This is a genomic window from Enterococcus sp. M190262 (assembly GCF_005843965.1).
Lineage (GTDB): Bacteria > Bacillota > Bacilli > Lactobacillales > Enterococcaceae > Enterococcus_D > Enterococcus_D gallinarum.
Genome location: NZ_CP040461.1, coordinates 2,341,540 through 2,355,205, shown reverse-complemented (window position 1 = coordinate 2,355,205; position 13,666 = coordinate 2,341,540). Strand labels below are relative to the sequence as shown.

The following is a 13,666-nucleotide window of genomic DNA, read 5'->3' as shown; positions in this document are numbered from 1 at the left end:
CAGTTTAACTTTGACGAAAAGAGCAGTAATTGTCAATCTTTTTTTTAATGAGCAAGCATTTCCTGTGCAATTTCTAATCCAGACAGATCAGTCGGATAGAACGTTGGCCAATGATCCATTTCCGACAATAATGCTTCTTGACTTTCATTGCCAAAATAAAGGTGAAAATGATGGGAATCAGTTGGTGCAATCGAGTGATCGCTAAATTGAATATATTTGAAGGCTGCATCGTTATCTTTTGATTCAAACAAATAACGGATGCCGCGATTCCCTGCTTGGTAATTCAAGATATTTTTGCCTACATATTGATAGGTTGCTTTCTTGGTTGTGCCATCTTCAAAGGTAAATGCCATCGTATCTCCTGTGATCGTAATTTCTGCAACATCTGTTTGGTAGCCAGTTGTATAATAGTCTTTGTATTCCTCGGCCGTCATGCTTTTATTCTGTTTTGCTTTGTAGTCAAAAACTTGATCCAGCGTGCCGTCTTTCAAATAAGGATAGACCGATTGCCACTTTCCCTTCCAGTCCGTGAGTGAGCGGTCTTGAACATCTGCGTCGTCGAAATACCCATTATAAACGGTTTTTTCTTTCTCTGCTTCTTTCACTTCTTTCTCATTGGCTTGTGAAGTAGTCAGCATCAATGCGTCTCGGTTTTGTTCCATGATGGAAATGTAATCTTCCCCACGATCCATTTGTTCCTGTGTCAATCCTTCCAGCGGATTCAAAACGGATAAATCGACACCAGCTTCTGTTGCCAGTGTTTTGGCAATACTGTCTTTGGCATTTTCTTCAAAGTAAATCGTCTTGATCCCGGTATCTTCTACAAAATGCTTCAACTCAGCAATACGTGCCGCTGAAGGCTCTTCATTGGGAGACAGTCCGGCAATCGGAACTTGTGTCAGTCCGTATTCCAAAGCGAGGTAGCCAAAAGCAGCATGCTGGGTGACAAAATGCGTTTGCTTGGCATTCTTAAATGCTGACTGATAAGAATCATCCAATGACTGCAATTTTTCTAAATAGGCCGCAGCATTCCTTTCAAAAGCAGCTTTCTTTTCTGGATAAGCCCTGCTTAGCTGATCACGAATGCTTGCTACTTGTTTGATTGCAAGGCTTGGTGCTAGCCAGACATGAGGATCTAATTCATGAGAGTGCCCTTCTTCATGATCGTGCTCGTGATCGTGGTCATGCTCTTCATCACCCGGCAGCAACACCATCCCCTCCGTAGCTTTCACAACGGTGACATCTCCTTCTTTCAATGTAGATTCAATGGCAGGAACCCACATTTCCATGTTCTCATTATTGTAAACAAAGACATCCGCTTCTTGGATTTTTGCCATATCTTTAGCCGATGGTTCATAGTCATGTGAGTCTGTCCCTGCCGGCATCAACAATTCGACATTGCCTTCATTTCCCACCACATTGCGAGTAAAATCATACATAGGATAAAAACTAGCGAGGACTTGAATCGTTGGATCACTTGATTGTTCTGTCTGTTCATTCGCTGATTCCTTTGTCACACTGCAAGCAGCCAACCCTAGAGCCAAAAGCGAAATACCTGTTATTTTTAAAAATTTCTTCATCTCTTTACCAGCACCCCTTTTTGATTTAGCAAAACGACCATTTCTCCTAAAAAAACATCAGAGAGCCTGTTACGATTTGCTTTTCACAAATCGTAACATTTACGTTTTACTTTCGATTAATTACTTTACACAAGGGAAAACAATCTGTCAACACCTAAAAAGATGTTTTTTATATGTCTATTCTTTCATATCTGCAGTGATTCATTTGTCTTTTTGCTCGCGCTGTCTGACTTGTTCTTTCAAATCGTCTGTGCTACACTCAGAAAGTAATTGAATCGAATTATCCACTAGGGGCGCTTTATGCTGAGATAGACAGTTTGTCTGGTCCCTTTGAACCTGATTTGGTTAATACCAACGTAGGGAAGTGGTTGCGCAGCTTATTTCGCGTTCCCATTTTTCTGTCTACCCGTGGATAGAAAAGGAGGAACGCTTTTTTTGTAGACAGAAAATCATTCGAAAGGAAGAATACTATGGAAAATTGTTCAATGAATCAAATCGATATCACGGGATGCCGCATCAGTCTTTATCCAATGAAAGATGATTTTGCCTCTCACATTCTTCGAAGCATCAAAGAGACCGATACCACAGCCGTTTGGCAGCAGACAGATCTTTTCAGTACACTCTACCGTGGTGAAGCTGCCAGTGTGATTGATGCGGCAGCAGCTCTTTTTGTCAATGCCTATGACCCAAAAACACATTTGGTCGGTGAGTTCACTTTTTCGAAAGGCTGTCCAGGAGATCTGGCTGGTGATGCCTTTCTCAGCGGCAAGCATGAACGGCCAAATCATCAGCAAATTACTGCAAAAGGTACGTTCATCGTTCAGTGCAAATATTCTTTTTATGTCTTTGGACGTGAAGATTATATGGAAGAAATTGCGCATATCGTCTCGTTGGCGGATGCCATGGGCTTACAACCGCAATCGGCCCATTACGTGACGCTACTATCTGGCACAGCCGCTCAATTATTCGCCTATTTTGAACAAGCACTGGCCTATGCACACGAAAAGCTGCCTCATTATGTTCTTGAAGGAACCGTTTCAGTCAATAGTCCCTCGTTGAAGGAGGCCTCTTTGCATGAGTAAGTGGCAATTAAAGGATGTGATCATGGTAGGCATCGTTTCTCTCGTATTCGGTGTCGTTTATTTAGGGGCCGTTCACTTGGGGGTTTTACTCAGCACCTTGTTAACCCCATTTGGCCTCGCCATTCTAGCGAATGAATTTCTCTTTGGGATTTGGTTTATGGCATCTGCATTTGCCGGTTACGTACTAAGAAAACCAGGTGCAGCCACGATTACTGAAATGATCGCCGCTTTGTTGGAGGTTTTCATGGGTAACTTTTATGGTCCAATTATCTTTGTCAGCGGCTTTCTTCAAGGAATCGGCACAGAGGCTGGCTTTGCCGCTTTTCGCTATCGAAAATTCGGCTGGTCTTCTTTGATCCTGGGAGCTTTGGGAGCGACTGTCACCAGTTTTATTTGGGGCATGATCCGTTCCAGCTTTCTTGATTTAAAGTGGCAATTACTGCTGACTATTTTCGTGATCCGTCTGCTTTCCGCGCTCCTTTTTTCAGCTGTCCTTGTTAAAGTGGTTTGTGATCACTTAGCAAAAATGGGGGTTTTGAATAGCTATCCGATTGCTCAACATACTCGCTTCAAACAAAGCCGTGTGAAAGAATGAGTTTAGCACTAGACTCCTGTGTCTTTACGATTGATGAGCAAAAACTTACCGCTACCTTTGAATTAGCTCCTGGGGAAATCAAAGGGATCTATGGTCCTTCTGGTTCAGGAAAAAGTACGTTTTTTCGCTTATTAGCCGGTTTGTCGGATCAAGGGTTCGAATCTGGACACTATGTGATCGATGAGAAAGATTTTACTGATTTATCCCCTGTACAACGGATTGCGTCCGTTAGTTTGATGTTTCAAAATCCCGATACGCAGTTTTGTATGCGAACTCCCCGAGAAGAGCTGTTATTTTGTTTGGAAAACAGAGCCATTCCATTAAACGAAATGACTCGTCGTATTGAGACGGCACTCGATTTTTGCGAGATTCGTCATTTAGAAGATCGAGTGCTGACAACCCTCTCAGGTGGGGAGAAACAACTAGTAGCGTTAGCATGCTGTCTTGTTTTAGAAAGCCGCTATCTTCTATTAGATGAACCTTTCGCTAATCTCGATTCGCTGACCGCCCAATCATTGATTGAAAAATTAACAGAAATTCAACAAAAAAAGAAAATCGGAATTCTTTTAATCGACCATCAAGTAGCACCGGTCGCTGACTGGGTGCAGGAATGGCTCCTATTAACAGATGCTTTTCAGTCGGTTCCTTCTCAGTTGCTTTTAGAGCAAGAAGAGCAGCTAAGACAAACTATGATTAAACCGTCCCCCACTCCTATTGAGCCGCAGCCCCTCTTGCGGTTTGTAAATTTTCGTTTGCCAATTGGCAGACATTCTCTGCTGATCAAAGACGAAGTCTTTTCGACCGGAGAACGAATAGGCATCACAGGAAAAAGCGGGATAGGAAAATCAACCTTTTTTAAAGCCCTGTTGCAGCAAGTTCCCTATGATGGAACAATCTATTACCAAGAGCAATGCTTGACCTCTCGCAGTCGTCCTTTTGATCGGATGAGCTGGGTCATGCAAAACCCGCAGGATCAGTTTCTAGCTTCCTCCGTGGCACAAGAATTAGCTAATGGTCAAGAAAGAGAGGATCTCTCTGAAAAGCTGAACCAATTGGGACTATGGGAGAAACAGGAAGATTCTCCTTTCCTATTAAGCCAAGGACAACAACGGCGATTAGCTGTTGCCTGTTTGATCGATCGTGAAATCCCGATTTTGCTTGTTGATGAGCCAACCTATGGACAAGATTTGCGGCAGTCTTGGCAATTGATGTCGTTATTGGCAGACAAAGCGGCCAGCGGTACACTGGTCTTCATCATTAGCCATGATTTGCGCCTTCTGTCAGATTTTTGTGACCGAACATTCGATTTCAATCATTTTGTAAAGGAGTCTTCCAATGAAGTACCGAAACCCAACAGTCAAGCTGCTGACTTTATCCGCGCTGGCTTTGCTCGTCTCTTTTCAAAATAATTTGTTGCTAAATAGCAGTTTGACTTTATTTTTCTTGTTGCTGCTCTTGGTTTATCTGCCTCTGAAAAAATTGCTCAAGTTACTTTTTCTCTTGTCTTTAAGTGCAGTCGGGATCTTTTTTACCGGGCTATTATTTTTTCAAGAAGGTCAAAACGGCAGCACGACAGCGGCATATGCCTATGGCATTCGTCTCGCCAGTCGCGTTTATTGTTTTGGGACATTAGGAAGTGTCTTTGCCGCTACGACCTCACTAACAGAGCTGATCTATTCTTTACAACAGCAACTTCGCTTGCCTCCTGTTTTTGCTTATGGCTTAATGGCAGCCTTTCATATGGCACCTATGATTCCTAAAGAGTACCGCAACATCCAGTTTAGTCTGAAATCTCGAGGAATCACTTATTCCAAACTATCCTTAAAACCACTGATTCCACTGATGGTCAAATCGATCCGCTGGTCAGAACTTCTAGCTGCAGCCATGGAATCTCGCGGATTTGTCGGTGATGCACCTCGAACCTATGCAGTGAATTATTTAGTCACCCTTAAGGATTGGTTGTTTGGACTTGGACTTCTTGGCGCTGGATTGATCCTTACCTTGCTTCCAGTATGAAGCTAAAAAAAGGGATAGAATAAACAACAAATCTGATTCTAAACAAAAAGATACCGCAAACAAGACAGCACTTGCTGAACTTGTTTGCGGTATTTGTTATTGATTAGTGAACTTACATTACCATTCGTTTCCCTTGTTTGATCTGAGAAATCATCACCAAAAAAGTGGTTGCTGTAATATAAATGGTGAAAACCAAATAAAGCTTTTTTACAATAGAAACAGTTTCACTCGTGACTAGATGACCGATTCGAGGCAAATGGAACAAAGGTTGGCCAAGTAATTGACTTTTTCTGATTTTGGTCGTTTCCATGTGGTCTTGATTGTCTCCGATCGTATACATCACTTGCTCATTTTGATCAATTGCAGCAATTCGCCGCGTGTATATTTGTTCCCCTTGATTCACAAAATAAGTGATTGCATCGCCGACAATCAAATTTTCTGCATCCACACTTTTAACAAATAATAAACTTCCAGAGGAATATGTTGGTTCCATTGCATCACTCTTCACAATAGCGATGCGTAACCCTAACATTTTTGGAATAACAATCATGAGTAAAGAAAGAAGCATAATAATTAATGTTGTAAAAGAAAGAAGGATACTTGTTTTAGAAATTTTTTTCATCACAGTTCTCCTTTATTTTTGATATTTTTGTATATTACGTTTATATTATAACGATTAATGATTTTTTTCAAATAATATGAGTCCGCTTTTTTAAATGGTTTTTTTATTAGTTATTTTATTATTTCTGGTATAACACCCATTATCATTTGACTTAATCAATTATTTTGTTTTATTCTAGACGTGAATAAAAAAACAGGAGAATTCATATATGTTTAAAAAAAATAACAAACTAAACTTGAAGAATGCAATTCCCTTCTTAACGATTTCTGCTTTTTCTCTGGGAATTATCTTGTTCTATATTTCTGCTCTGATTAATCCAGTGATCAGTCTTCCTTCTATTGAAAAACAGGAAGATTGGCTGTATTATTCTGCAGCAGAACCAGAAACAACTTTCGACAGTAACTATGTGAATTTTTTGCCTAATATTCCTACCAATGAAAATTTGGTAATGGAACGTAAAATCACCAATGAGCACTACTACCCGACATTGCTGTTGGTGGGCGATCATCAGAAAATGACGGTTTATTTAAATGATAAACTTTTATATACCAATAAAAAAGAAGTAGCAGAAGGTCTTGTGAATCCTGGGAAAACCCTCTCTTTTGTCACCTTGCCAGAAAATTACCAAGGCCAAACACTACGTATCTATGTATCTAGTCCTTTCAAAAATTATTCAGGATATCCCGCTGAGGTCTTTCTTGGTTCTTCAAACGCTTTAGTCAGTTATGTCTTTCGTCATTCGATTCCCAATATTTTCATGCTTCTTCTGACAGGTTTTATCAGCTTGCTTAATTTGATTTATGTAGGGATTAAATTAGTTAAGAAACGAAAATTACTCGTTTCGAAATTATTATTCAGTGCTTTTGCACTGTCAGCTGGACTAGAAGCCGGTTTTGGCGATATTCTTGGAGGGTTGCTCTTTAACCCCACCATAAATTCAGTGATGTTGAATGTCTTATCGATCATTACCCCAATGTTCTTGATCGGCTTTTATTTATCGAAAATGGAAGTTCTTCAACAGAAGTACAAGATTTGGGTGATCTTCCATGGCATTTGTGGTGCAGCAGCCATTTTATCTGTCTTTTCCCATCAACTCCACTTACCGGAGATTATGGATTATATCCATTTACTGAATATTTTTAGCACTTTTGTGACATCCTTCGCTGCCATCTATGAAGCGGTTAAAAAGAATCAATTTTTTGTTCTTTGTTCTCCCTGGATCGTTTTATCCGCGATTGGTCACTGCTTCATCTACATTCAAGATGTCCTAAACAGCGATCAATCAAAAATCAATTGGAATACGATTTTCTTCGTACTCTTGATTATTGTCTGCTGGTGCTATGATTTGCTGCGTTTGTTTTTCTATAGTGAGGGGAAAACAAAAAAACAGGATATCGCAGGACTCAAGATTCGCTTGTATGAAGAACAACAACCGATAATTCAACAACAAATCAATCAATGGCAACAAGCTTTTCTCGGTTTTCGCAAACAGTTGAATACTGCAAAAGTCATGCTGGAAGACAACAGTTTGCTGGGAGCTTTTGATCAAATCAACCTAATCGAGCAGACGCTAGAAGAATCCTGTCCAATCAAAAGTGAAGATCATTCTCTAACAACCCTGCTATTGACAAGTTATCAGCAATTGACTCAGCAAAAAAGCATTGAATTCTCTTATGATGTGGATATTCCCGCAATCAAAGAACTAGCTGAAGAAGATTTTCTACAATTATTTGCTCATTTAATGGACTATGCAATTCGGGAAACGTATCTACTCAAAGATCGCGCCCTGCGGAAGATTCATCTAAGTGCTATCAAACAGCAGAATCAGTTGTTCGTCAGCTGTCAGTTTCCAACTTTGGCTACTTCGGAAAAAGAAGCCATACCGAATATTGAAACCTTTGAAGAAGAAAACTATTTTGATCTTCAGATTATTGAAAAACTGACCCAGCAAAATTTTGGGTCTTGCTCGGTCTTACATGAGGAACAAGCCACTCGTTTTTCTCTGACATTTTCTTCAGATGGGTTGCCAGATTTCCTAGAGCTAGTCAGTAATGAATAACAAAATGACAAAAAAAGCTTGCTTTTTTCCGAGTTTCGATTTAGCATGAATGTAAGATTTGGATCAGTATTCTTATGATGGTTAAAGAGAGTTGGAGCAAGCTGGAAATCCAATACCCGCTAATAAGAAGAACCTGCCAATGGTAGTGACCGCAAAACGGTCGGTGTGAAGACCTTATCCTTCATGAGTTGGACTAGCAATAGTCAACAAAGGTGGTACCGCGAAATCCAAGCATTTCGTCCTTTTTATAGGACGGAATGCTTTTTTATTTTTTAAGGAGGAAAAACAATGACACAAAAAAATGATTTTACAGAATGGTACATTCAGACCATTCAAAAAGCCGAATTGATGGCTTATTCGCCAGTTAAAGGATCAATCATCTTCCGTCCTGATGGCTTTGAGCTATGGGAACATATTCAAGAAGAATTTAATCGCTTTTTAAAAGCAGAAGGCATTCGCAATGCGTATTTCCCAATGCTGATCCCCCAAAGTTTTTTCATGAAAGAAGCGGATCACATTGAAGGATTTGCTCCTGAATTGCCTTGGGTGACAGAAGTCGGTAATGAAAAATTAGAAGAACCATTAGCATTGCGTCCTACTTCTGAAACTATGATCGGTTCAGCCTTTTCTGATTGGATCAATTCTTACCGTGATCTACCATATGAAATCAATCAATGGGCCAATGTTTTTCGTTGGGAAAAGAAAACACTGCCTTTTCTCCGCACTTCTGAATTCTTATGGCAAGAAGGACATACCGCCCATGAAGATGAAGCAGATGCAAGAAAGCGGACGTTAGGAATTTTAGATGAATATGCACGTCTTTGCGAAGAATTTTTAGCCATTCCCGTGTACAAAGGACAAAAAACACCTTCTGAACGTTTTGCTGGCGCGGTGGATACCTACTCCATCGAAGCCATGATGAAAGATGGAAAAGCTGTCCAAGCCGGTACGAGCCATTATATGGGGACGAAATTTGCGGAAGCTTTCGATATTACTTATTTATCGAAAGAAAACAAACATACCTATGCACATACAACTTCTTGGGGTGTTTCTACACGTTTGTTAGGCGCATTGATCATGACTCACGGTGATGAAAATGGATTGGTTTTCCCACCAACGATCGCCCCTACGCAAATCGTCTTGATGCCAGTCGGACCTTGGAAGAAAAATCCTGCCATTTTAGAAAAATTGGAAGAGTTGTTTGCATCTTTCAAAGCCAAAGGTATTCGAGTTCGCTTAGATGATTCTGACAATTCGCCAGGTTACAAATTTAACGAGTGGGAATTAAAGGGCGCTTGCTTACGAATCGAATGTGGTCCAAGAGATTTAGAAAATGGGCATGTAATGGTCAAAGTCCGTGATCTTGCCGAAAAACAAACCGTAGCATTTGATGACCTTGCTGATTTCGTGGATCAGCAATTGGCTGCGATGACACCACGTTTGCTTGAAGCAGCTCGTAACAGAAACAAAGAGAACGAGTATTACGATATCGAAACACTGGAAGAGTTAAAAGCACATATCGAAACCTGCAAAAAAGAAGATAAAGTCACTGGTTTTGTCTTAATTGGTTGGGACGGGACAGAAGAAACTGAAGCCAAGATCAAAGAAGAAACTGGCTTTACTACCAGAAATATCCCATTTGAAGCTCCTATGGAAAAAACAGTTGACATCGTCAGCGGGAAACCTGCTAAACACACCGTTTGGATTGCCCGAGCTTACTAAGCAAAGAGCAAAAAGAAAAAAGCGCAACCCGTAAAAAAAGGCATGTTCACTAAGAGAAAAAGCAGCCACAGATCGTAGGATCTGTGGCTGCTTTTTCTTAGTGCATTTCAGCTATTCTATAGATTTTCGTTATATCCACATCTTTTTTTGATTTGCTGGAAAATCAATAAACTAATTCCAACAAATCCTCAGGGGTAATATTGCCAAAATATTTTTTGACATCAATTTGATCAATCACATCTTTCAATGCAGATTTATCATAGCGGGTGCCGATAAAAGCTTGTTCAACGTCAGCAATATCTCCTAATCCAAAGAAATCTCCATAAATCTTTGCTTCTGTAATCTTGCCTTCTTGAACGTTAAAGCGAACTTCGATCGATCCAATTGGAAATCGTTTGCGGCGTTCAATATCAAACGCAGGAGATTTCCCGTAATTCCAATCCCAGTTTCGATAATACTTGTCGGAAATTTCATTGATTTTGACCCAATCTTCCTCAGTCAATGTATAGGTCTTGACTTGGTCGACTGAATCCACACCAAAAATCTTCAAAAGAATCTCTTCACGAAATGCTTCGGTCGTCATATCTTGTTTGTCTTTTGGTAAGAAAGGTTTGATATTCGTCACGCGAGAACGAATCGATTTGATCCCTTTTGATTCGATTTTATCTTTGCGCACTTTCAACGCATTGACCACTTCATTAATGTCACTGTCAAACATGATGGTCCCATGAGCAAACATTCGACCATTGGTGGCGTACATTGCATTCCCAGAGAACTTCATATCATCAATGACTAGGTCGTTGCGGCCTTTTAATTGTGCCCCTTCGACGCCCATTTCATGAAGCGCCTGAACAATTGGTTTCGTCAATTTTTCGAAATCACGGAATGAATTACCGTCATCCGGCATGATAAAGCTAAAATTCAAGTTTCCAAAATCATGATAGACAGCCCCACCGCCACTAAAACGGCGAACCACATGAATCCCATGAGCATCGACATAGTCTTTATTGATTTCTTCGATCGTATTTTGATTTCGTCCAATAATAATCGACGGCTCATTGATATAAAACAGCAGGATCGGTTCATCCACCTTCATTTCCTGCAGCAAAAAGATCTCAATGGCTAGGTTGATTCTTGGGTCGTTGTTTTCATTTGGTACAAAAAGCATCTGCTACTCCTCCTCGGGTTTAAATCTCAAAGATTTTTTGAACTGCTGCCAATTCAACCGGTATCCCGTTGGCCGCCGCTGCTGCCTCTTCTTTCAGTTGCTCCAGATCACCATGCTGTGGCAGATGAGTCAAAACCAGTTTTTTGACCTTCGCTGCGGCAGCAATTTCTCCAGACTCTTGAGAAGTAAAATGAGCTTTGTGGCGTTCATTCCCTGCAAAGAGGTAGGTATCTGCTAAAAATAAGTCGGCATCTTTGGCAAAATCGACAAAACTTTCTAAGTAGCCGGAATCGCCTGTGAATACAAATATTTTACCTGTACTATTCTCCACAAAGCGCATGGCATAACAAGTTACAGGATGAATCGTCTTCATAAATGTAACAGAAAACGGTCCCAATTCCAACTGTTTTGTTTGTAAATAATCATGCCCTTCTGTAACTCCCGCCATGGTCAACTCATTGAAATGAATACTGTCTTCTCCATGCCCATAAATGGGCAATACGTTCCGCTCTGCTTGCTTAGGAAATAGCTGCCAATAATACTGTAAGACACCCAGATCTGCGATATGATCGTGATGGTAATGACTCAAAATCACAGCATCCAATGCTAACGGATCCAAGATTTTTTCCAATTGAATCAGTGTCGTGCTGCCAGCATCCAGCAACAAATGATATCCCTCAGACTCTAATAAATAGCCAGTAGTTCCCTCACCCTTATAGGGATATGCGCCTAAACATCCTAAAACTGTTAGTTTCATACTTCCGCCTCCTTATCCCTATGCTATCACAAAAGCATTGGATTACTCAAAAATAAACAGCAAAAACGGCTGCGACATCTGGAGCTCATTAGCAAAAGAAATCGATGATTTTCTCTCTCATTGCTGCATTGAGTCACCCAACGTCACAACCGTGGATCATATCTTTACAAGAGGTGTTCTTTAGCTAAGAACGCGATCATTTTCTTTTTCGATCAACGCTTGATAAAAGGCGGCATTCGCAGTGTTTGCGTAGGCCAGCGCCCAAAATAGACCGATAACAAAAGCAAACAAACCTAAAACCATCCATCCTAATAAAGAAATCTGCAGCAAAATATACTGACCGATATGATTCTTCATTAAATGCCAAGCTCCTTTTATCGCTTGTAGCGTCGTCATTTCTGGATGGTCGTATCGTACATAGATCGCAAACTGAAATAATCCGCTTATGATCTGGGAGACAAATAAGAAAAGGACCACAGAAATAAGAAAACTGATGATGAAGGAAATCGACGAACGGAAGAGACTCCAGTCAACAGTGATCCGACTGTTGACATTCAAGACTAAATCAAGGTACTGATTCATTCCGCCAACAACTAAATGGGGTAAAAACGTCACAAAACTAATCAGATAATTTACGAGAGCATTCACCAAATTCAGCAATAGAAAAGGTACGTAATAACGCTTGTCATAAACAAGAAAAATATCCGACACATGGATCTCCCGCTGACGAATCAAGAACAGTGCCATGATATTTAAACTTATCGTCAATGCGAAAAAAACAAAGTATTCCAAAGTATAATCAATGATTGTTTCTCGTGTCTGTTGAAAGGTATGGTTTGTCAATGACAGCACCAAACTGCTAACCATGCTTTGAATGGCTATCGTAGCAATAAAGGCTAAAATATACCGCCCCCACATGCCCTTTAATGCACGTGATGCCATGGAGCGGATCTCACTATTTTTTCTCATCCTCTACTCCTTCTAATAGCTTCGTAATTCTTTCACGGTTTTGTCATCTAAGCGACGAACAACTTCTGTTACTAATTTTACTGTATTTAAGTAGTCATCTTCATGAATGACAGAAGTATGGGAATGCAAGTAGCGCACTGGAACTGTAATCGCGATCGATGGTACACCATCACGGGTCAGATGCATTTGACCGGCATCTGTTCCCCCACCGGTGATCACCGTATATTGGAAAGGAATCTCTAATTCTTCCGCAACATTGATCACAAAATTCAAGAGTTTCTTATGAGGGATCATCGATGCATCAAAAATCAAAACTTGCGGCCCCTTGCCCAAGACAGAATCTGCTTCTTTTGGAGTCATTCCTGGCGTATCACCAGCTGTCCCCGTATCAAGAGCAATCGCGATGTCTGGATTCACTAGGTGCGTACTTGTTCGTGCGCCACGCAATCCTACTTCTTCCATGACATCACTGCCAGCAAACAAGCAATTTGGATGCCCTTCAGCAGCCAACGTTTCCAACACACGCAAAGAAACTGCTGTTCCAATACGATTATCCCACGCTTTAGCTAGCAAAAACTTACTGTCATTCATCCGTTTGTATTGGATATATGGCGTAATCATATCTCCAGGACGTACGCCCCAATCTTTTGCTTCTTCCTCACTAGAAGCACCGATATCAATGAACATGTCTTTGATATCATAAGGCTTGTTGCGAACTTCCGGCGTCAACACATGAGGTGGTTTAGAACCGATTACACCATGAACCAATTTGCCAGCTTGCGTTTTGATTTCTACTTCTTGTGCCAGCATCACTTGGCCCCACCAGCCGCCTAATGTTTGAAACTCGATGAAACCTTTATCGGTGATCTTTGTCACCATAAAGCCAACTTCATCCATATGTCCGGAAATAAAAACTTTAGGTCCGCCGCCATCCCCTACATGTTTGGCAATCACGCTTCCTAACCCATCGTAAAAAATATCTTCGGCAAAGTCTTTCGCATATGCTTTGAAGACTTCCCGTACTTCTTCTTCATTCCCCGGAACACCACGGGCAGTTGTCAGATCAATCAGTAATTGCTCTTCTTTTTTATCCATC

At 40.8% G+C, this 13,666-nt stretch carries 12 protein-coding genes and 1 riboswitch; of the genes, 6 read left to right on the top strand and 6 right to left on the bottom strand.

Annotation, left to right across the window (positions count from 1 at the left end):
- Positions 1–44 precede the first annotated feature (44 nt).
- Positions 45–1,580, bottom strand: coding sequence for a zinc ABC transporter substrate-binding protein AdcA (locus tag FE005_RS11045; RefSeq protein ID WP_138371782.1), 1,536 nt, complete (start codon positions 1,578–1,580; stop codon positions 45–47).
- 279 nt (positions 1,581–1,859) lie between these two features.
- Positions 1,860–1,960: riboswitch (TPP riboswitch) on the top strand.
- Positions 1,961–2,050: 90 nt separating this feature from the next.
- Between FE005_RS11045 and FE005_RS11040 the strand changes: the two genes are divergently transcribed.
- Genes FE005_RS11040 through FE005_RS11025 form a run of 4 tightly spaced genes read left to right on the top strand, consistent with a single transcriptional unit; the run spans position 2,051 to position 5,273 of the window.
- Complete coding sequence (locus tag FE005_RS11040; protein ID WP_003127122.1) at positions 2,051–2,662, top strand: YkoF family thiamine/hydroxymethylpyrimidine-binding protein; 612 nt, start codon at positions 2,051–2,053, stop codon at positions 2,660–2,662.
- Complete coding sequence (locus FE005_RS11035) at positions 2,655–3,257, top strand: ECF transporter S component (protein WP_103300031.1); 603 nt, start codon at positions 2,655–2,657, stop codon at positions 3,255–3,257. The genes FE005_RS11040 and FE005_RS11035 overlap by 8 nt, the downstream gene beginning before the upstream one ends.
- The gene (locus FE005_RS11030; RefSeq protein WP_138371781.1) at positions 3,254–4,666 is read left to right on the top strand and encodes an ATP-binding cassette domain-containing protein; all 1,413 of its coding nucleotides are present in this window, start codon (positions 3,254–3,256) and stop codon (positions 4,664–4,666) included. Before FE005_RS11035 ends, FE005_RS11030 begins: the two co-directional genes overlap by 4 nt.
- Positions 4,593–5,273 carry an energy-coupling factor transporter transmembrane component T gene (locus tag FE005_RS11025; RefSeq protein ID WP_138371780.1) on the top strand — a complete coding sequence of 227 codons (681 nt, stop codon included), beginning with the start codon at positions 4,593–4,595 and terminating at the stop codon, positions 5,271–5,273. Before FE005_RS11030 ends, FE005_RS11025 begins: the two co-directional genes overlap by 74 nt.
- A gap of 112 nt (positions 5,274–5,385) precedes the next feature.
- Here FE005_RS11025 and FE005_RS11020 read toward each other — a convergent pair whose 3' ends face one another.
- Positions 5,386–5,895, bottom strand: coding sequence for a signal peptidase I (locus FE005_RS11020; protein WP_103300029.1), 510 nt, complete (start codon positions 5,893–5,895; stop codon positions 5,386–5,388).
- 208 nt (positions 5,896–6,103) lie between these two features.
- Here FE005_RS11020 and FE005_RS17005 point away from each other — a divergent pair, with 208 nt between their 5' ends.
- Together FE005_RS17005 and proS are read left to right on the top strand one after the other, a co-directional pair.
- The gene (locus tag FE005_RS17005) at positions 6,104–7,954 is read left to right on the top strand and encodes a hypothetical protein (protein ID WP_230321044.1); all 1,851 of its coding nucleotides are present in this window, start codon (positions 6,104–6,106) and stop codon (positions 7,952–7,954) included.
- A gap of 288 nt (positions 7,955–8,242) precedes the next feature.
- The gene (gene proS, locus FE005_RS11005; RefSeq protein ID WP_113849856.1) at positions 8,243–9,676 is read left to right on the top strand and encodes a proline--tRNA ligase; all 1,434 of its coding nucleotides are present in this window, start codon (positions 8,243–8,245) and stop codon (positions 9,674–9,676) included.
- A 163-nt stretch (positions 9,677–9,839) separates the two neighbouring features.
- Here the strand turns inward: proS and FE005_RS11000 are convergent, their stop codons facing one another.
- From FE005_RS11000 to FE005_RS10985, 4 genes are all read right to left on the bottom strand, one after another.
- Positions 9,840–10,844, bottom strand: coding sequence for a lipoate--protein ligase (locus tag FE005_RS11000; RefSeq protein WP_003127112.1), 1,005 nt, complete (start codon positions 10,842–10,844; stop codon positions 9,840–9,842).
- A gap of 19 nt (positions 10,845–10,863) precedes the next feature.
- Positions 10,864–11,601, bottom strand: a complete 738-nt coding sequence (locus FE005_RS10995; RefSeq protein ID WP_003127111.1) for an MBL fold metallo-hydrolase — start codon at positions 11,599–11,601, stop codon at positions 10,864–10,866.
- Between the two features lie 180 nt (positions 11,602–11,781).
- Positions 11,782–12,570 (bottom strand): DUF975 family protein, encoded by a 789-nt coding sequence (locus FE005_RS10990; protein ID WP_138371779.1) that lies wholly within the window; start codon positions 12,568–12,570, stop codon positions 11,782–11,784.
- 12 nt (positions 12,571–12,582) lie between these two features.
- On the bottom strand, positions 12,583–13,665 hold the full coding sequence (locus tag FE005_RS10985) for a M42 family metallopeptidase (protein ID WP_003127109.1): 1,083 nt from the start codon (positions 13,663–13,665) through the stop codon (positions 12,583–12,585).
- Position 13,666: the final 1 nt, after the last annotated feature.